Annotated in this window: 14 protein-coding genes, 1 tRNA gene and 1 pseudogene; 9 read left to right on the top strand and 7 right to left on the bottom strand. The window is 65.4% G+C overall.

Annotated features, from left to right (window positions below; genetic code table 11):
• Positions 1-2 precede the first annotated feature (2 nt).
• Genes U1763_RS02065 through U1763_RS02075 form a run of 3 tightly spaced genes read right to left on the bottom strand, consistent with a single transcriptional unit; the run spans position 3 to position 4,514 of the window.
• A complete protein-coding gene (locus U1763_RS02065) occupies positions 3-1,064 on the bottom strand; it encodes a PLP-dependent cysteine synthase family protein (RefSeq protein ID WP_332753881.1) in 1,062 nt (353 codons plus the stop codon).
• Positions 1,061-3,097, bottom strand: coding sequence for a M3 family metallopeptidase (locus U1763_RS02070; protein WP_332753882.1), 2,037 nt, complete (start codon positions 3,095-3,097; stop codon positions 1,061-1,063). The genes U1763_RS02065 and U1763_RS02070 overlap by 4 nt, the downstream gene beginning before the upstream one ends.
• Positions 3,098-3,107: 10 nt before the next feature.
• A complete protein-coding gene (locus U1763_RS02075) occupies positions 3,108-4,514 on the bottom strand; it encodes an L-serine ammonia-lyase (protein ID WP_332753883.1) in 1,407 nt (468 codons plus the stop codon).
• Positions 4,515-4,758: 244 nt separating this feature from the next.
• Here U1763_RS02075 and purC point away from each other — a divergent pair, with 244 nt between their 5' ends.
• The 3 genes from purC to purQ are packed head-to-tail and all read left to right on the top strand — an operon-like array spanning position 4,759 to position 6,451.
• Positions 4,759-5,538 (top strand): phosphoribosylaminoimidazolesuccinocarboxamide synthase, encoded by a 780-nt coding sequence (purC, locus tag U1763_RS02080; RefSeq protein ID WP_055876188.1) that lies wholly within the window; start codon positions 4,759-4,761, stop codon positions 5,536-5,538.
• Entirely contained in the window at positions 5,539-5,769 is a 231-nt protein-coding gene (gene purS / locus U1763_RS02085) for a phosphoribosylformylglycinamidine synthase subunit PurS (RefSeq protein ID WP_332753884.1), read from the top strand.
• Positions 5,770-5,782: 13 nt separating this feature from the next.
• Entirely contained in the window at positions 5,783-6,451 is a 669-nt protein-coding gene (gene purQ / locus U1763_RS02090; RefSeq protein ID WP_332753885.1) for a phosphoribosylformylglycinamidine synthase subunit PurQ, read from the top strand.
• Between the two features lie 105 nt (positions 6,452-6,556).
• Here purQ and U1763_RS02095 read toward each other — a convergent pair whose 3' ends face one another.
• Complete coding sequence (locus U1763_RS02095) at positions 6,557-7,324, bottom strand: queuosine precursor transporter (protein ID WP_132897048.1); 768 nt, start codon at positions 7,322-7,324, stop codon at positions 6,557-6,559.
• A gap of 60 nt (positions 7,325-7,384) precedes the next feature.
• On the opposite strand from U1763_RS02095, the gene U1763_RS02100 reads away from it, so the two are divergent.
• The 6 genes from U1763_RS02100 to U1763_RS02125 all read left to right on the top strand — a co-directional run bounded on the left by U1763_RS02100 (position 7,385) and on the right by U1763_RS02125 (position 11,020).
• Positions 7,385-7,461 (top strand) — tRNA-Arg (locus tag U1763_RS02100).
• Positions 7,462-7,589: 128 nt separating this feature from the next.
• Positions 7,590-7,760: a hypothetical protein gene (locus U1763_RS02105; protein WP_332753886.1), complete on the top strand. Its 171-nt coding sequence runs from the start codon at positions 7,590-7,592 to the stop codon at positions 7,758-7,760.
• A gap of 211 nt (positions 7,761-7,971) precedes the next feature.
• A complete protein-coding gene (locus U1763_RS02110) occupies positions 7,972-8,337 on the top strand; it encodes a CsbD family protein (protein ID WP_332753887.1) in 366 nt (121 codons plus the stop codon).
• A 52-nt stretch (positions 8,338-8,389) separates the two neighbouring features.
• Positions 8,390-9,859 (top strand): PAS domain S-box protein, encoded by a 1,470-nt coding sequence (locus U1763_RS02115; protein WP_332753888.1) that lies wholly within the window; start codon positions 8,390-8,392, stop codon positions 9,857-9,859.
• Positions 9,856-10,107, top strand: a complete 252-nt coding sequence (locus U1763_RS02120; RefSeq protein WP_207894213.1) for a CsbD family protein — start codon at positions 9,856-9,858, stop codon at positions 10,105-10,107. Before U1763_RS02115 ends, U1763_RS02120 begins: the two co-directional genes overlap by 4 nt.
• Before the next feature lie 37 nt (positions 10,108-10,144).
• Complete coding sequence (locus U1763_RS02125) at positions 10,145-11,020, top strand: hypothetical protein (RefSeq protein ID WP_132897050.1); 876 nt, start codon at positions 10,145-10,147, stop codon at positions 11,018-11,020.
• A 219-nt stretch (positions 11,021-11,239) separates the two neighbouring features.
• Here U1763_RS02125 and mqo read toward each other — a convergent pair.
• From mqo to galA, 3 genes and pseudogenes are all read right to left on the bottom strand, one after another.
• Positions 11,240-12,982 (bottom strand): annotated as a pseudogene (gene mqo, locus U1763_RS02130) (malate dehydrogenase (quinone)).
• Positions 12,983-13,462: 480 nt separating this feature from the next.
• Positions 13,463-15,106, bottom strand: a complete 1,644-nt coding sequence (locus tag U1763_RS02135; protein WP_443026869.1) for a DUF5597 domain-containing protein — start codon at positions 15,104-15,106, stop codon at positions 13,463-13,465.
• Between the two features lie 112 nt (positions 15,107-15,218).
• Complete coding sequence (gene galA, locus U1763_RS02140) at positions 15,219-18,146, bottom strand: beta-galactosidase GalA (protein WP_332753889.1); 2,928 nt, start codon at positions 18,144-18,146, stop codon at positions 15,219-15,221.
• Between the last annotated feature and the right edge of the window lie 139 nt (positions 18,147-18,285).

Genomic DNA, 18,285 nt, shown 5'->3' on the forward strand with positions numbered 1-18,285 from the left:
ACTCAGCCTAGAAATTGCGTCATCCGCGCCGCCGCCCCGGTCCACGCGACCCCGCGATCGTCGAGCCATGCGTCGTCGTAATAGGTGCAGCCATAGCGGTCGCCGCCATCGCACAACAGCGTGACGATGCTGCCCGTTTCACCTGCCGCCGCCATCTCCTCGACGATCTGCGCGCACGCCCAGAGGTTGGTCCCGGTCGATCCGCCGACGCGCCGCCCAAGCCGGTCGGACAGCGCGCGCATCGCACCGATGCTGTCGGCGTCATCAACCGCGATCATCCGGTCGATCACGCTCGGCACGAAGCTCGGCTCGACGCGCGGCCGCCCGATCCCCTCGATCCGCGACGCGCACCCTTCCGGCAACGCGACCACCGAGCGGTCCTCGAAATGGCGATGGAACACCGAGTGCACCGGATCGGCGACGCACAATTTGGTGTCGTGGCGGCAATAGCGGATGAACCGCCCGATCGTTGCCGACGTGCCCCCCGTCCCTGCGCCGCAGACGATCCAGGACGGGCACGGATGCTCCTCCTCGGCCATCTGCGCGAAGATGCTTTCGGCGATGTTGTTGTTGCCGCGCCAGTCGGTCGCGCGCTCGGCATAGGTGAACTGGTCGAGATAATGCCCGCCGGTTTCGGCCGCGAGGCGGTGGGAGACCGCGTAGACGGTGCGCGGATCGTCGACCATGTGGATCTCGCCGCCGTGGAAACGGATCGCGTCGAGCTTGGGCTTGGCGGTCGTCGCAGGGACTACCGCGATGAACCGCAGCCCCAGCATCCTTGCGAAATACGCCTCCGACACCGCGGTCGATCCCGACGAGGATTCGATCACCGTCGTCTCGGGCCCGATCCATTCGTTGCACAGCGCGTACAGGAACAGCGAGCGCGCGAGGCGGTGCTTGAGGCTGCCGGTCGGGTGCGAACTCTCGTCCTTCAGGTACAGCACGATGCCGGGATACCGCGGCAGGTCGACGCGGATCAGGTGCGTGTCGGCAGACCGGTTATAGTCTGCCTCGATCCGCCGCACCGCTTCCGACAACCAACGCCGGTCGACGCGCTTCGTCACGCTTGCAGCCCGTGGCGGACCAGCATCGCGGTCGGCTCGGGATCACGCCCACGGAACGCGCGGAAGCTGTCCGCCGCCGGACGCGTCGCACCGCGCGCGAGCACTTCCTCGCGGAATCGGTCGCCGGTCTTGCGATCGACCAGGCCAGCCTCCGCGAACGCCTCGAAGCCGTCTGCGGCCAGCAATTCGGCATAGAGATAGCTGTAATAGCCCGACGCATAGCCGCCCGCGAAGATGTGGCTGAACGCATGCGGGAAGCGGTGCCATTCCGGCGGCCGGATCACCGCCACCTCGTCGCGCACAGCCTCGATCACCTCGATCGGGTCGCTGCCCATCGTGCCGAGATGCAGCAGCAGGTCGAACAGCGCGAACTCGACCTGGCGCAGGATGAACATCCCCGCCTGGAAATGCCGCGCCTTCACCATCCGCTCGAACAGGTCGGCGGGCAGCTTCTCGCCGGTCTTGTAGTGGCCGGACATGCCGGTCAGCACGGCCTCGTCCCAGGCGAAATCCTCCATCAGCTGGCTCGGCAGCTCGATCGCGTCCCACTCGAAACCGTTGGTGCCGGCGATGCTCGGCCGGTTCACCTTGGTGAAGAGCAGGTGGATGCAGTGGCCGGTCTCGTGCAGGAGCGTCGTGACGTCGTTGTGCGACAGCAGCGACGGCGTCTCGCCGCCATCCGGCGCGAAGTTGCAGACGAGATACGCGACCGGTACCGTCACGGTATTGCCGTCGTGCAACCGCGGCCGCGCCTGCGCCATCCACGCGCCGCCACGCTTGCCGGTCCGCGCGTGCAGGTCGAGATACAGCCCGGCGAACACCGTCCCGCTCTCGTCCACCACATCGAAGAACCGCGCGTCCTCGTGATACAGCGACACGTCGCCGCGCTCGACCAGCTTGATGCCAAACAGCCGCTGCATCAGCGTCTGCCAGCCCTCCATCACGCGCTCGACCGGGAAATACGCCTTCACCACCTGCGCATCGACCGCATAGCGATCCTGCCGCAACCGGTTCGACACGAAGCCCGCATCCCAGGGCTCGAAATCGGCGATCCCGAGCTGGTCCGCGGCAAACGTCTTCAGTTCGGCAAGGTCGCGCTCCGCCGCCGGCTTTGCGCGCCGTGCCAAATCGCGCAGGAACGCGATCACCTCCGCACCATTGGGGGCCATCTTGGTCTCCAGCGACCACGCGACCGGATCGGTGAAGCCGAGCAGCTTGGCGCCCTCATGCCGCAACTCGAGGATACGCGCGATCCGCGCACTGTTGTCGAACTCGCCCGCATTCGGCCCCTGGTCCGACGCGCGCGTCGCGAACGCCCGGTACATGCGCGCGCGCAACTCGCGGTTCTCGGCGAAGGTCAGCACCGCGTTGACGCTCGGCTGTTGGAGCGCGACCAGCCAGCCGGCCTGCCCCTTCGCCTTGGCGGCATCCGCGAACATCGCCTTGTCCGCGTCAGAGATTCCGGCGAGATCGGCCTCGTCCGTCACGAGTTCCGACCACGCGTCGGTCGCATCGAGCACCGCGCTGCCGAACTCGTTCGACAGGCCGGACAGCTCGACCGAAATCTCACTGAACCGGTCGCGTGCCTCGGGCTCCAGCGCCACGCCCGACAACGTGAAATCGCGGATCGCCTGCTCCACCGCGACCCGGTCTTCGACGGCCAAGTCGGCAAACTCCGGCGACACGCTCAGCGCCACGAACACCTCGTACAGGTCGCGGTTCTGCCCGACCTTCATGTCGTTCTCGACGAGCCGCTTCTGCCCCTCGGAATACGCCGCGCGCAGTTCGGGCGTGTCCGCCACCCCGTGCAGATGCGACACCGCCGACCAGATCGCGCCGATCTCGGTATTTGCGCGCTCGTACGGCAGCCACGCGCCCGCGAAATCGGTCGGCCGCGCGGTCGTCAGCGCCTCGACCATCGCCTCGTGCCGCGCGATCGCCTCGTCGAGCGCCGGCGCGATCTGGTCGGGCGACAGCTCCGCGAAACGGGGCAGCGAAAGCGTATCGAGAAGCGGGTTCGTCGGGGCAGTCATTCGAAATCCTTCAGCATTCGACGACGTTGACGGCCAAGCCCCCAAGCGACGTCTCCTTATATTGCGAGCGCATGTCCTCACCGGTCTGGCGCATCGTCTCGATCACCGCATCGAGGCTGACGATATGGCGACCATCCCCGCGCAGCGCCAGATACGCCGCGTTGATCGCCTTGATCGCACCCATCGTGTTGCGCTCGATACACGGGATCTGGACCAGCCCGCCGATCGGATCGCAGGTCAGGCCGAGATTATGCTCCATGCCGATCTCAGCCGCATTCTCAATCTGCGCATTGGTGCCGCCGAGCGCCGCGACGAGCGCGCCCGCCGCCATCGAGCACGCGACGCCGACCTCGCCCTGGCACCCCATCTCCGCCGCCGAGATCGACGCGCGCTTCTTGTAGAGAAACCCGATCGCGGCCGCGGTCAGCAGGAAATCGTGCGCACCCTTCGCCGTCGGGTCCTTGGTGAAGGTCTCGTAGAATCGCAGCACCGCGGGCAGCACCCCCGCCGCGCCATTGGTCGGCGCAGTGACGACGCGGCCCCCCGCGGCATTCTCCTCGTTCACGGCGAGCGCATACAGGCTCACCCACTCGAACACCGCGGAAGGATCGGCCGCGGTATCGCGCGCTTGCAACCCCTCGAACAACGCCTTCGCCCGCCGCGGCACCTTCAATCCGCCCGGCAGGATACCCCCCTGCCGACAGCCGCGATCGATCGACGCGAACATCGCGCCACGGACGGCATCGAGAAACGCGTCGGTCTCGCTCTCCGGCCGCCACGCGATCTCGTTTTCGCGGACGATGTCGGCGATCGTCATCCCCGTCGCATCGCCGGTCGCGAGCAGCTCCGCCCCCGACGAGAATGGCCGCGGCAACAGGATGTTCGCCTTCACCGGCCCCGAGCCCGCCTCGACGATCGCCCCGCCGCCGATCGAGAAATAGGTGCGTTCGACCGTGCGCCCCTCACCAATTGAGGCAGTGAAGGTCACCGCATTGGGATGCCCTGGCAGGAAGGTCTGCGCATGGAACAGCAGATGCTGGCTCTCCTCGAACCCGATCTCCACCCGATCGGCGAGCATCAGCCGCCCGCTCGAGCGGATCGCGGCAAGACGCACCGGGATCAGGTCCGGATCGATCATCTCCGGCTGCGCACCACTGAGCCCCAGCATCACCGCGCTGTCGGTCGCATGCCCGCGCCCGGTTAGCGCCAGCGAGCCATATAGATCGACCCGCACCGCCACCGGATGCTCGTCCGCCACGAGATCGGCGAACAGCCACGCCGCACGCATTGGCCCGACGGTATGGGAACTCGACGGCCCGATTCCGATCGTGAACAGGTCGAGAATAGAGATCGCCTGGTGGCAATCCGGGCGAGCGCGCGTCTGTTCGTCTGGGCGATCGCGAGTGAGTGGCTCCATCTGAGCGCTCCTATCGTCTTGGTTGCACGGAGGAAAGCAGCGAGCGCGCAACCGCCTCTCTTGCCCGTACGGCCGTGCCGACAATTGCCGCCCGACAATAGGTTTCGCCTCACCGCACCGATCCGATTGCACTCCCCGCACCCTTCGCCTATAGGCGCGGCCTATTCCGGCCTCGGCTTCGCGGTGTATATCGCGTAGGCTGGGGCCGCTCGATTTTCACCGCTCGATTTCCAGGGGACCGCGCATGGCTCGCCGCCGCCAGATCTACGAAGGCAAGGCCAAGATCCTCTACGAGGGTCCCGAGCCGGGCACGCTGATCCAGTATTTCAAGGACGACGCGACCGCGTTCAATGCCCAGAAAAAGGGCACGATCAACGGCAAGGGCGTGCTCAACAACCGGATTTCCGAGCACATCTTCACGCTGCTCGATCATATCGGCGTGCCGACGCACTTCATCCGCCGGCTCAACATGCGCGAGCAGCTGATCCGCCAGGTCGAGATCGTCCCGATCGAAGTCGTCGTGCGCAACGTCGCCGCGGGCTCGATCTCGACGCGTCTCGGGATCGAGGAGGGCACCAAGCTGCCCCGCACGATCATCGAATATTACTACAAGGACGATGCGCTCGGCGATCCGATGATCTCCGACGAACACATCGCCGCGTTCGGCTGGGCCAGCCAGGAGGAGATGCACGACATCGCCGACCTCGCGATCCGCGTGAACGATTTCCTGTGCGGGCTGTTCGCCGGCGTCGGCATCCGCCTCGTCGACTTCAAGCTCGAATTCGGCCGCATCTTCGACAACGACTTCGGTCGCATCATCCTCGCCGACGAGATCAGCCCCGATGGCTGTCGTCTGTGGGACATGGAAACCAACGAGAAGATGGACAAGGACCGCTTCCGTCGCGATCTCGGCGGCGAAGTCGAGGCCTATCAAGAGGTTGCACGCCGTCTTGGCCTGTTGCCCGAGGGTGGCGACAATTCGGTCCTCGACCTCGAAAAGCATCGCAAGAACCGGGGCAAGTAAATGAAACTCAAGGTTTTCGTGACATTGAAGCCCGGCGTGCTCGATCCGCAGGGCCGGGCGATCCATCACGCACTCGGCAGCCTCGGCTTCGAGGGCGTGCACGACGTCCGCCAGGGCAAGTTGATCGAGTTGGAAGTCGCCGACGATATCGACGACGCGACGATCGACGGTATGTGCCGCAAGCTGCTCGCCAACACGGTGATCGAGAATTACCGGGTCGAGCGCGCATGAAGGCGATTTTGTCATGAAGACTGCGGTCATCGTCTTCCCCGGCTCCAACTGCGACCGCGACATCGCCGTCGCGCTGGAGGCGGTGACCGGCGTCAAGCCGCTCATGGTCTGGCACGGTGATGCGGACCTGCCGGCGGACATCGGCTTGGTCGCGGTCCCCGGTGGATTCTCCTACGGCGATTACCTCCGCTCCGGCGCGATCGCAGCACGCTCGCCGATCATGCGCGCGGTCGTCGAGCAGGCTGGCAAGGGCTTGCCCGTGCTCGGCATCTGCAACGGTTTCCAGGTACTGACCGAAGCGGGGCTCCTCCCCGGTGCGCTGATGCGCAACGAGGGACTGAACTTCGTCTGCCGCGATATCGCGCTGACGGTTGAGACGGCAAGCTCGACGTTCACGTCAGGCTATACGGCCGGCGAACGCGTGTCCTTCCCGGTCGCGCATCACGACGGCAATTATTTCGCCGACACCGAGACGCTCGACCGCCTCGAAGGCGAAGGCCGTGTCGCCTTCCGCTACGCCGAGAGCGTCAACGGGTCGGCGCGCAACATCGCCGGGTTATTGAACGACAAGGGCAACGTCCTCGGCATGATGCCCCACCCGGAGCGCCGCATCGAAGCGGCGCACGGCGGCACCGATGGCCGGCGTCTGTTCGAAGGTCTGCTGGAGGCGGTCAGCGCCTGACCACTACCCGTTCCCCCGCGAAAGCGGGGGTCCAGGATACCACCCTCAGCGCCTGTAACCCTGGACTCCCGCCTTCGCGGGAGAACAGGAAGGCGGGATAAGCCCTCAAACCCGAGTCCGGAACGGCGAGAAGTCCGTCCCCCGGTCGTACACATCCACCCCTTCGCGCCGCTTCAGCCACCCCACCGCCACATACGTCAGCGGCGTCAGCAGCACCTCCCATGACACCTTCAGCAAGAACTGGCTGACCATCACCATCAGCATCGCCTCGACGGGCCAGTCCGGTGCGCCATAAAACGCGAGCGGGTAGAAGATCAGGCTGTCGAACGCCTGCCCGACCACGGTGCTGCCGATCGTCCGGGTCCACAGCATCCGCCCTTGCGTCCAGATCTTCATCCGCGCGAGCACGAAGCTGTTTGCGAATTCGCCGACCCAGAACGCGCAGATCGACGCGAACACGATCCGCGGCACTTGACCGAAGACGGACTCGTACGCCGCCTGCCCCGTCCACCCCTTGTCGGGCGGCAAGGCGACGACCACCGCCGACATGAACACCATGAACAACATCGCGCCAAACCCTGCCCAGATACAGCGGCGCGCCCGCGCGTACCCGTACACCTCGGTCAGGACGTCGCCGATCACATAGCTGACCGGGAAGAAGAGTATGCCCGCGCCGAACGGCCATGCGCCGATGAACGGCAGGTCGATCACCGCACGCTTACCCGCGCCAATCACGTTCGACAGCAGCAGGATCGTGACGAACGCCGCCATCACGAAATCGAAATAGCGAAAGTGCGTGCCGCCGACCGCATTCGCGTCGACCGGTTCGAGCCCCCGCTCGCGCGCATTCCCAATGCCCGTTCCATTTTCCATTCGCGCGTTATGATCGAGGTTCCAAGCCCGCACAATCCGGGCTAGTCGTCGCCGTAGCGCGCGCCCGTAGCTCAGCTGGATAGAGCAAGGAGCTTCTACCTCCTCGGTCGGGGGTTCGAACCCCTCCGGGCGCGCCAATCGCCTTTCGCAAGTTGGCACGATGGTCTGCGGGACTGTCCAAAACACCCTATGGCCTAGTCCTTCCCGATCACGCGCGGCGTGTCAGGCCGGGTATAAAGGCGCAACATTGCGATGGATGCCAAGCGTGACGCTAGACGAGACCAACTACACCCAATCCGTCGGCGAGGGTGACAAGCCCTATTTCCTGAGCCGCGCGCAGTGGCACGAACATCGTGCGCAAATGGCCACCGACGACAGTACGCGATCGATCCATTTGCGCTTTGCAAAGCTGTATCACGCCCGTGCATTGTCCTGAGCTGGTACATTCCGCTTAGGAAATTCGTTAGAAATACCAGGAACCTAGTGACCGGGACGGGGTTTATCCGTCCACACCGGACGTATCGTTGCGGCCGGTCCTGGCAAGATTTGACGAAGCTCTATCGGCAGTCCGTCATCGGCCCTCGTCGCTCCAATCGCGACGGGACTGGTGACGTGCGTCGGCGAGACCTCAAGCAAAGGTAATGACCATGAACAAGGACGAATTCCAGGGCGGCGCGCGCTATGTCGGCGGCAAGGTCGAAAAGGGCGTGGGCGATGTGGTTGGCAGCCGTGACTGGCAGGTCGATGGTGTCGTCGATCAAGTCGCGGGCGGCGCGCAGAACCTCTACGGTCGCGCCAAGTCGGCGGTCGGTGACATCGTCGATGGCGCCCCCGAGCTCGCCGACAAGCTGAGCCATGACGCGCGTGACGTCGCCGATCGCGCTGCGGATGTCGCACGCCGCGGTGCGCAGACCGCACAGGACTCTGCCAATGACGCACCATTGCTTTGGGCGCTCGGCGCAGCGGCAGTCGGTTACGGCCTCGCCTGGCTCGTCCACGGTTCGCGCGACTGAGACCTTGGCGACCCGGACCGCCTTGAAATCGCTGCGCGACTCTGCCGATCTGATGCATTTGCGTCAGATCATCGCAGGGCTCGACGAGGGCGTCATCCTGATCGATCCCGATCAGAGCATTCTGTGGGCGAACACCGCTGCCCTCGGGATGCACGGCGTCGAGTCGATGGCCGAGCTCGGTGAGACGGTCGACGAGTATCGCGACCGGTTTCAGCTGCGGTATCGCAACAACCACCGCCTCGATAACGCCGACTATCCGATCGAACGCGTCGTTTCCGGCGAGGCATTTTCGGAGGTGGTCGTCGAGGTGGCGGTCGCGGGCGAAGCGGAACCGCGTTGGGTCCATCAGGTTCGCAGCCTGGTCCTGACCGACGATCATGACGAGCCCGAATGCCTGGTGATGATCATCCAGGACGTTTCGGCACGGTTCGAGGCGGAGGATCGCTTCGAACAGTCGTTCAACGCCAACCCCGCGCCTGCGGTCATCTGTCGCCTATGCGATCTGCGGTTCGTAAAGGTGAACCAGGGGTTCGTCGACATGACCGGGCACGCGCGCGAGGTCATACTTGCGCGGACCGTGTACGACATCGACGTGCTCGAACGCGCCGAGCAGCGCGATCTGGCCAAGGAGCGCCTCGCCGAGGGTCGGACGATCCCGCAGATGGAAGCCGAACTGGCGTCGCCGGACGGAACGTCGAAGCTGGTGATCGTCGCGGGTCAGCCGATCGACATGGGCAATCAGCCCTGCATGTTGTTCACCTTCGCCGATCTCGAGCCGCGTCGAAAGGCCGAGACCGCGCTGCGCCAGAGCGAGGAACGCTTCATGCGGACCTTCTCGCTCGCCCCCGTCGCGTTGGCGATCGGCACGCTCGACGGTCATCGCCTGTGCGACGTCAACGCGGCGTTCACCGAGCTGACCGGCTATGCCGCATCGGACATCACCGACACGCCGCTCGGCGATGTCGAATTATGGGAAACTGCGGCACAACGTCACGAACTCGAGGACGAGATCGCGGCAGGTCGCCCGATCCGCGATCGTGAGGTCCGGATCAAGCTGAAGGATGGCACGGTGATCGACGGCATCGTCTCGACCGAGCCGATCATGCTCGAGAACGAGAAGTGCGTGCTGTGGGCGATGCGCGACATCACCACGCGAAAAACGTCGGAGCGCGAACTCGTCAACGCGATCGAGGCGGTGATGCAGGATACGAGCTGGCTCAGCCGCTCGATCATGGAGAAGCTCGCGCGGATCCGTACACCGCAAGCCGAAACGACCGGTGTCGGTCTCGGCGAACTGACGCAGCGCGAGCGCGAGGTGCTGGCGCTGATCTGCCGCGGGCTGGACGACAAGTCGATCGCACGGACGCTCGACGTCTCGGCCAACACCGTGCGCAACCATGTCGCGCGGATCTATTCGAAGATCGGCGTCAACCGTCGCAACGCCGCTGCGGCCTGGGCGCGTGCACGAGGGTTCGACGGGGACTCGGTCGTCATTCCCAATATCAAGGAGGTCGCCGCATGACTCGCGACACCGACAAGGGCCGCGCGCGGCAGGCCAAGGGCTCCGTACAGGAGGCGATCGGCAAGCTGATCGGCGATACCAGTGTCACGCAGCGCGGGGCCAGCGAAAGCGAAGCCGGCGCGCGCGAGGCCGATGGGGCCGACGCCAAGGCAGCGCCACCGCGTACCAAGTCTTCCCCTGAGCCGAAGCCTGATTCCCGTCCGACATCGGGACGCAGGCGCACGGGGCAAAAGGACGGCGCGCACTGACGCCGACCGACAGATTTTCGTTTCAACAGGAGTGTTTATGATCAACAATACCACCGGCTACGTGCCGGCCGAAGACGCACGCTACGGCAAGTCCGTCACCCGCGTATCCTGGGGCGCGATCTTCGCAGGCGTCGTCCTCGCGATCGCGGTTCAGCTCGTGCTCGGCATCCTCGGCACTGGGATTGGCCTCAGCATGGTCGATCCGGTCGAGGGCACGACGCCGGGGGCAGCCGGGTTCGGCATCGGCGCGGGCATCTATTGGCTGATCACCACGGTCATCGCGCTCGGCGCAGGCGGCTACACCGCAGCACGCGTCGCCGGCGTCCATGACCGCTTCGACGGTCTGGTCCACGGCCTGGTCGTGTGGGGCGTCACGCTGATTCTGACGCTGTACCTGCTCACCTCGGCAGTCGGCGGCATCGTCGGCGGCGCCTTCCGCACCGTCGGTTCGGTCGCCTCGGCAGCCGGCACCGGTATCGGCGCGGCGGCTCCCAAGGTGGCGGACGTCGCCGGTGTGGACGTCAGCGACGTGCGCAACGAAGCGGCGCAGTATTTCTCGACCGCACCGTCGGATCCCGCACAGATGACGCCTGAGCAGGCGCAGAAGGAAATCGCCCAGGAACTGCCCGCGCTCGCCGCTGGTGGCCAGGATGGCGCCCGTGCCGAGAGCCGGATCGTCGACATCATCGCAGCGCAGCGCAAGATCAGCCGACCGGAAGCCCAGGCCCAGGTGACCCGCGCCAAGGCGCAGTTCGTTCAGAGCAAGAACAAGGCGATCGCAACCGCCAAGTCGGCCACCGACACGGCTGCCGGTGCTGCTGCAGGGACGTCGTTCACGATCGTGATCGCGCTCCTGATCGGTGCAGCCGCCGCTGCATTCGGCGCAACCGCAGCGACCCGTCGCCGCGTGTAAGAACGCAAGGTCGCGGCGGGTCCTCAGCCGCGACCACTACGAAAAAGGGCGCTGCCGGTTCGACCGGCAGCGCCCTTTTTTTTGGCTGGATTGTGCCGCCACCCCTCCGTCATCCTGACGAAAGTCAGGACCCAGGGATACCAAGGACAGCGCTGCTTGGCTCTGGGTCCTGACTTTCGTCAGGATGACGTGAGGTGCGTGCTTGGACCGTTCCGCGCACTACAGCGCCAGATCAGGGCTCCGGTCCACCTTCACCCGCGTTGCCGCCGGCTTCGGCTGGGTCGCGACAAACACCGCAGGCGACGGCACCGTCAGCTGCAGCGTCTCGGCCGTCGAAGCCCAGGTCTTGGCGATCGCTTCCGGATTATCATTCAGCGCGGTGCCATAGCTCGGCACGATCTCGCGGATTTTGCCCTGCCACGCCGCGGTTGCGAGATGGTTCGGGAACACCTTCTTCAATAGATCGAGCATGATCGACGGCGCGGTCGACGCCCCCGGCGATGCCCCCAACAGCGCGGCAATCGAGCCGTCCTTCGACGCGACGATCTCGGTGCCCAACTTCAGCACGCCGCCCTTCTCGGGATCACGCTTGATGATCTGCACGCGCTGGCCCGCCTGCCAGAGGCGCCAGTCGCCATCCTTCGCGCCCGGGAAATACTCGCGCAGCGCGGTCATCCGGTCGGCATCCGACATAATCAGCTGGCCCGCAAGATACTCGACCAGGTCGAAATCGTCCCAGCCGACCGCGATCATCGGCCGGAAATTGTCTAGCGTCACCGACGCCGGCAGATCGAAATACGAGCCTTCCTTGAGGAACTTGGTCGAGAAGGTCGCAAACGGCCCGAACAGCAATGCCTGCTTGCCGTCGAGATAGCGCGTGTCGAGATGCGGCACCGACATTGGCGGCGAACCGACCGCAGCCTTGCCGTACACCTTGGCGAGATGCGCCTGCGCGACCGCGGGCTTCTCGGTTACCAGGAACGACCCACCGACCGGAAAGCCGGCATAATCGTCGGCCTCGGGGATCCCCGACTTCTGCAGAATCGGCAGCGCGCCGCCGCCCGCGCCCGCAAACACGAAGCGCGCGTTAATGATCTGCTTCTGGTCGCTCTTCATGTCGCGCGCGGTCACGCGCCACCTCTTGTCGGCGCTACGTTCGAGCGAGCGGACCTCATGCCCGGTGGTTAGCGTGAAGCCCGGCTGCGCGGTCATCGTCTTGATATACTGGCGCGTCACTTCGCCCCAGTTGCAATCGGTGCCGAGCGGCGAGCGCGTCGCGGCGAGCTTCATCGTCGGGTCGCGGCCCTGCATCATCAGCGGCACCCACTGTGCGATCTGCTTGCGATCGGTCGAAAATTCCATCCCCGAGAACAGCGGGCTCGCCTGCAACGCGGCATGGCGCTTGCGCAGGAATTCGACGTTTGCGTCGCCCCACACCAAATTCATGTGCGGCGTCGAGTTGATGAACGAGCGCGGGTTGGCGAGCATCCCGGCCTTGACCTGATGACTCAAGAACTGGCGCGTGACCTGGAACTGCTAGTTGATCTCGATCGCCTTCTTGATCTCGACCAGTCCGTCCGCCGCGTTGACCGGCGTGTAGTTCAGCTCGCACAATGCCGAGTGGCCGGTACCGGCGTTGTTCCAGCCGTTCGAGCTCTCCTCGGCGACCTTGTCGAGGCGTTCGATCAGCTCGATCGTCCAGGTCGGTTCGAGCTGGCGGAGCAGCACCGCGAGCGTCGCGCTCATGATGCCGCCGCCGACCAGCAGCACGTCGACGTTGCGCTCGGTCGTCGCGGCATCGGCTTGCGCCAGCGGTAGCATCGAAGCCCCGCCAACGACGCCCGCGCCGATCGCGGAGCCGAGTAGGCCGCGCCGCGTTACGCCTGCCGCGGCACCGGCCGGATCTGCGGCCGAAATGGTCGTGGAATGTGAGTTATCGTTGTTCATGTCGCGCGGCACCATGCTACCTTCTCGTTGCGGCTGGCCTCGCGCGCTTTTCACCGGTCAAACGGCGAAAGGCGATCGTCCATCACCTGGTTATCGTCGGGAGCATGTGTGAAACGGAACCGACAGCACGAGGCCGACGACCGAGCACAGCTGATGCTCCAAGTCCTCGCCTAATCTGTCGTCGGAATGTCTGGGTGTCGCCATGTCTATGGTAAGCGGCGACTATCCATGCCGGATATGGCATTCTAGGGCGCTTCACGCAAGGTTAACGCTTACGGCAGGGGCCCTAGCCTTGCCGTCGATCCCTCTCTCCGCCCCGCTGGCGTTCAGGCGACGGACGCGATATTTTCCCATCTGCTTTCGTCTGAAAGCCGCGCCGTGCCCGGCTATCCAGACGCACGCGTCAGCTTCTGGTGCTGCCTGACCTGCCGGCAGCACCAGAAAGCGGATAGCGTTCAGCGAGTCCCCGCGCGACGATCAGCGGCGCCGCGATCGCTATTTGTAGCGCCCCATCGTCACCTTAAGAATGACCGGGGTGAGCAGGTTGATGCCGTAATCGGTCTGGTCGCCGTTCCAGATGCGGCTCATCACCCAGCGTCCGTCGACCACGCGGCCCTCCTCGACGCGGAATACCGAGCCGTTCGCGGGGCCACCCTTCGCGGTCCCGAAGTTCAATCGGACATGATCGCCGACCACTAGGAATTCGTTCGGCGACAGATGCGCGACCGCGACACCGCCGACTGGCTCCTTCGCCCAGACCGGCGGCTCGGACTTGATCCACGTCCAGTCCTTCTGCCCGAACTGCCATTCGCCATAGCTGGTGCCGATCGTCCAGTCGCCCATCGTGACCGACTGGACTGCGGCCTGCCCCGCGCTTTCGTCAGGCTTGGCGACACCCCAGGTGGGATGTTCGAACGCGATCTTCGCCCAGTCGCGCGCCATCGTCGACAGTGCCGCGTATTTCAGCCCGATCGCATCGACGGTCTCGTCGTCGAGCGCCTTCGCGCCGAGCGGGTAATTGAAATACCCGGTCTCATCCATGCCGAACGGCGCATAGCCGATCGCGCCGCGGCCGAGCGCCGCGTAGAAGAACCGCGCAAATTCCTTCGCGTTGCCGATCTCGGGGACCATCAGCGCGTTGTCGGGGCGCGCATAGGCGTCGAGGTACAGCGCGACGTGGGCGGCATCTCGATCGTAGATGTCGGGCGCCTGGAAATCGATCGCGGGCGCCGCCGCCTTCCAGATATCCAGCACGTCCTGCTGCGGACCGCCGCTTGCCACGCCGGTCGGGTCAGGCACGTTCGACGGTCCGGCGAGCGAGGCGTTGACGTACATCGGCAGCGGCTTGATCGCCTTCCCCGCCGCCGCGATCTCATCGACGAACCGCGCGGTATGCCAGGTGTTGAACGCGCGGTCGGCCTGCGCACCGAACATCTGCGTCCAGCTTCCGCCCGGCTTCTTGAGCGCCTTCGCCAGTTCGGCGGGCACCGGCTTGGCAAACACCGCACTGGCCTTGGCGCCGTAATCGCGTGGCGAGCGATAGCTGCCGACCTCGTTCTCGGGCTGGACCATGATCACCGTGTTCTGCGGATCATGCGCCTTGAGGTACTTCATCACCTCGACGAACGCGCGCTTGTCCGCCTCCAGCGTCGCGCGGAACATCGGCGAATGGACATAATGATCGGTGCCGTCCTTCAGCTTCATCCGGGGAAAACGCTTGTTATCGGCCTTAAACCAGTCGGGCGTGTAGCCGGGCGAGGTGTTCTTCCACGTCCCGAACCAGAGCAGCACGACGCGTTTGTCATGCGCGCGCGCCTGATCGAGCAGTGTCTGGAGAAACGACAGGTCGAACTTGCCCTCGACCGGCTCGATCTGTTGCCAGGCGATCGGGATCTCGACGGTGTTCGCATGCATCCGGTCGAGCATCGGCCAAATCTGCGGCAATGCGGACGCATAGTTGCTGCTGTTGTTGACCTGCGCGCCGAGCATCAGGAACGGCGCCCCATCGACCATCAGCGCATGCCGGCCGCCCTTGGTGACGATCCGCGGTACCTCAGTCGTCGTCTGTGCCGACGCGATGCCGGCGATCAACGATGCGGAAAGAGCCAAGCCCGCGAGCATTTTCTTCATACGAACCATCACTGAATCCTTTTCTGTCGAAGCGGCGCCGACCGGAAATCCCCTGCCGATCGACACCGAAATACTTGCGTTCCGCACCGGCTATCGGCGTGACGCACGCACGCTCACCGCGTCATTCCTCTACGAATACGATGCCCCCCAGCCCCGACGCTTGCGTGCCGTTGCTTTCCAGCACAACCGTTACGATCCGTTCGCCTTCGCCCGCAGGCATCGGCACGATGACCGTCGCCGGTGCGAACCCGGCCTTCGTCCCGACGCGCTTGCCGTCGACCCAGACTTCGCCACGACCGACGACGCCCTGGAAGACCAGCTTACCGCCGCGCTCCCGCACCGGCCGACGCGGCGTGACCTTCGCGCGCAGCACGCTCCAGGTCCCTTGACCCTGCGCCGCCTGGACCTCGCCGGCGCGCACGAACAGCCAGCTGTTCATGTCGTTGTCCGCGAGCACGATATCGGGCGATGGCCGGGTCGCAAACGCGGGCGATTGCCGCCAGTCCTGCAGCATGAGCGTCGCTGCGGTGGTCGGTACGCTCGGCCGGGGTGCGGTTGCCAGCAGGCGGACCGTAGTCGTCGCGCTGCGCAGACCGGCCGACGTCGCCTTAAGCGACAGCGCCCCTGCCCCGCCCTGCTCGGCGCGCACGATGACCTGCGCCAGGCCGTTGAACAGCGCTCGCCTGTCACCCTGCTCGGCCTCGTGGCTGATCGGATCGCCGTTGCCGAGCCCGATGATCGTGCCCCCGGTCACCGCAAACGCGACGGGGAGGTTGGCGGTCGGCACATGGCGTCCGCGCGCATCGACCGCATCGATCGTAAACGGCTGCACGTCCTCGCCATCGGCGGCCATCACACGGCGATCGGGCGTGATCCGAAGCGCGACCGGCGCGCCGGTCGTCTCGACCACGCTGCGCACGACCTCGCGCCCGCCGCGATAGCCGATCGCCTCCAGCCGCCCCGGCGCATAGGAAACCTGCCACTGCGGCATCGTGAAACGATCGACCGCCTGCTCGCCGATCACCGTACCGTTGAGCAGCAGCCGCACCGTATCGACGTTGGTCAGCGCCATCACCTTGACCGGCTGGCCCTCGCGGCCCGGCCAGTTCCAGTGCGGCATCAGGTCCAGCAGCGGCACGTCGTCGATCCACTGCGCGCGGTGGAGATAAAAGGCCATCTTGGGAAACCCGCACAGGTCCATGATCCCGAAATAGCTGCTGACCGACGGCCATTCGAACGGTGTCGGTTCGCCGTGATAGTCGAACCCGGTCCACACGAACGTCCCGCCGACGAAGGGGCGCTCGGCGATCGATTTCCAGCCGGCGCGGTGCGTACTGCCCCAGTCGGCCGGTTCCTCGTCATAGGATGCCATGACGTGGGCGGCACGGTCGGTCTTCCACGCGCCCCGCGTCATGAAGCTCGACGTATCCTCCGAACTGATCATCGGCAGCGTCGGATTGGCGGCGTGGAACCGGTCATACTGGTCGCGCTGATAATTGAAGCCGACCAGGTCGACCGCCTGGCTGACGTTGACGGGGGCGAACATCCCGCTGTTCATTGCCGCGGTCACCGGGCGGCTGTCGTCGAGCGCCTTGACGGTCCGCGACATGCGCCGGACCATTTCATAGCCGGCGGGCGTGCCCTGCATCGGCTCCTCGTTGAAGACCGACCACATGATGACGCTCGGCCGGTTGCGATCGCGTCGGACCAGCCATTGCAGCTGCGCGATATAATCGGGGCTGGTGTTGAAGTTGCGGTTCTCGCTCATCACCAGAAAACCCAGGCGATCGCAGGCATCCAACACCTCGGTCGCGATCGCGTTATGCGAAAACCGGATTGCGTTGCAGCCAAGATCCTTCAGACGCCGGAGCCGCCAGTCCCACAGCGCATCGGGCACCGCGACACCGACGCCGGCATGATCCTGGTGGTTGCACGTCCCCTTGATCTTGAGCGGGCGGTCGTTGAGATAAAACCCGGTCGCGGCATCGAACCGCAGCGTCCGGAAGCCGATCCGAAGCGTCCGCTCGTCGACCGTCTTTCCCGCGCGGATCAGCCTGGCCCGCAGCGTGTAGAGCGTCGGCGTCTCGACCGACCAAAGCCGGGGACTCGTGACCGGGAGAGTAAGCGCAACGTCGGCCGGGGTGAGCGACGGCACCGTCCCGCCGGCGGTTTGCGTCGCGGTCACGCGGCCGTCCGGATCGATCAGCGTCGCTTCGATCGTGACCGCGGCCGCGTCCTTGCCAATATTGCCGAGCGTCGAGGTGACCGGGACGGACCATGCGCCGTCGGGTCCGCGGCGCGGATCGGCATGGATACCATCGGTGGTGATGTATGTGGCATCGCGCTTCACCAGCCAGACGTGGCGGTACAGCCCTGCGCCCTCGTACCACCAGCCTTCCATTGTCTGCGCATCGACGCGCACGACGATCGTGTTCAGGTCGTCGCCATAGCGTGCGAGGTCGGTGATATCGACATACACCGAATTGTAGCCGCTCCAGTTGTGCGCCACGACCGATCCGTTGAACCAGATCGTCGCGTTCGTCGCGATCCCGCCGAACTGGATTTCGAGATACCGACCGCGATCCTGCGGATCGAGCCGCAACGTGCGCCGATACCAGCCGAAACCGCGGCGGCGATAACCCTGCGACACGTTGGCGCTTTCGGCAACGGGCATCGCCATGGCCCAATCGTGCGGCAAGGCGACCTCGGGCCAGTCCGAATCGTCATAATATAGGGCCGCGGCACCCTGTGCCTGTCCGGCCTTCGCGCTGTTGTAGGACCAGCCATGCCCGCGAATCTCGGGCATCGGTATGTCGCCGAGATGAAACCGCCAGCCGCCGTCGAGCAGCAGCCGGCCCGGATCCTCGACCGGCGCCCGTAGCGGCAGAGCATCGCGCGTCGCCGGCATAGGCAGTGCCCCCGCATCGGGTTCGGCGGAACGCACTGTGGCGCGCGCGACTTGAGCCGGACCTACCGCCGCGCCAAGCGCTGCACTATTCGCAAGAAACAGGCGGCGGCTGATCCGAGTCGTCGGCTGGTCCTGCTTCATCGTTTCCCCCTCCGAAGCGCGCATATAGCGGCCATGCTTTACGCTTGCGTATCCGAAGCCAGCGGCTCTGTCATAACCGTGTCTATCATTCCCTGCCCGCCAGGGGCTGATCCGGATCCGAAGATCGAGCCCAGCCCTG

The sequence above is a fragment of the Sphingomonas sorbitolis genome, assembly GCF_036663875.1.
GTDB lineage: Bacteria > Pseudomonadota > Alphaproteobacteria > Sphingomonadales > Sphingomonadaceae > Sphingomonas.

Bases quoted from the DNA above. Each gene is read 5' to 3' on its own strand.
- U1763_RS02095 (WP_132897048.1), bottom strand. From the start codon at position 7,324: ATGGAAAATGGAACGGGCATTGGGAATGCGCGCGAGCGGGGGCTCGAA.
- U1763_RS02125 (WP_132897050.1), top strand. From the start codon at position 10,145: ATGATCAACAATACCACCGGCTACGTGCCGGCCGAAGACGCACGCTAC.
- galA (WP_332753889.1), bottom strand. From the start codon at position 18,146: ATGAAGCAGGACCAGCCGACGACTCGGATCAGCCGCCGCCTGTTTCTT.
- purQ (WP_332753885.1), top strand. From the start codon at position 5,783: ATGAAGACTGCGGTCATCGTCTTCCCCGGCTCCAACTGCGACCGCGAC.
- purC (WP_055876188.1), top strand. From the start codon at position 4,759: ATGGCTCGCCGCCGCCAGATCTACGAAGGCAAGGCCAAGATCCTCTAC.
- purS (WP_332753884.1), top strand. From the start codon at position 5,539: ATGAAACTCAAGGTTTTCGTGACATTGAAGCCCGGCGTGCTCGATCCG.
- U1763_RS02075 (WP_332753883.1), bottom strand. From the start codon at position 4,514: ATGGAGCCACTCACTCGCGATCGCCCAGACGAACAGACGCGCGCTCGC.
- U1763_RS02070 (WP_332753882.1), bottom strand. From the start codon at position 3,097: ATGACTGCCCCGACGAACCCGCTTCTCGATACGCTTTCGCTGCCCCGT.
- U1763_RS02135 (WP_443026869.1), bottom strand. From the start codon at position 15,106: ATGGTTCGTATGAAGAAAATGCTCGCGGGCTTGGCTCTTTCCGCATCG.
- U1763_RS02115 (WP_332753888.1), top strand. From the start codon at position 8,390: ATGCATTTGCGTCAGATCATCGCAGGGCTCGACGAGGGCGTCATCCTG.
- U1763_RS02120 (WP_207894213.1), top strand. From the start codon at position 9,856: ATGACTCGCGACACCGACAAGGGCCGCGCGCGGCAGGCCAAGGGCTCC.
- U1763_RS02110 (WP_332753887.1), top strand. From the start codon at position 7,972: ATGAACAAGGACGAATTCCAGGGCGGCGCGCGCTATGTCGGCGGCAAG.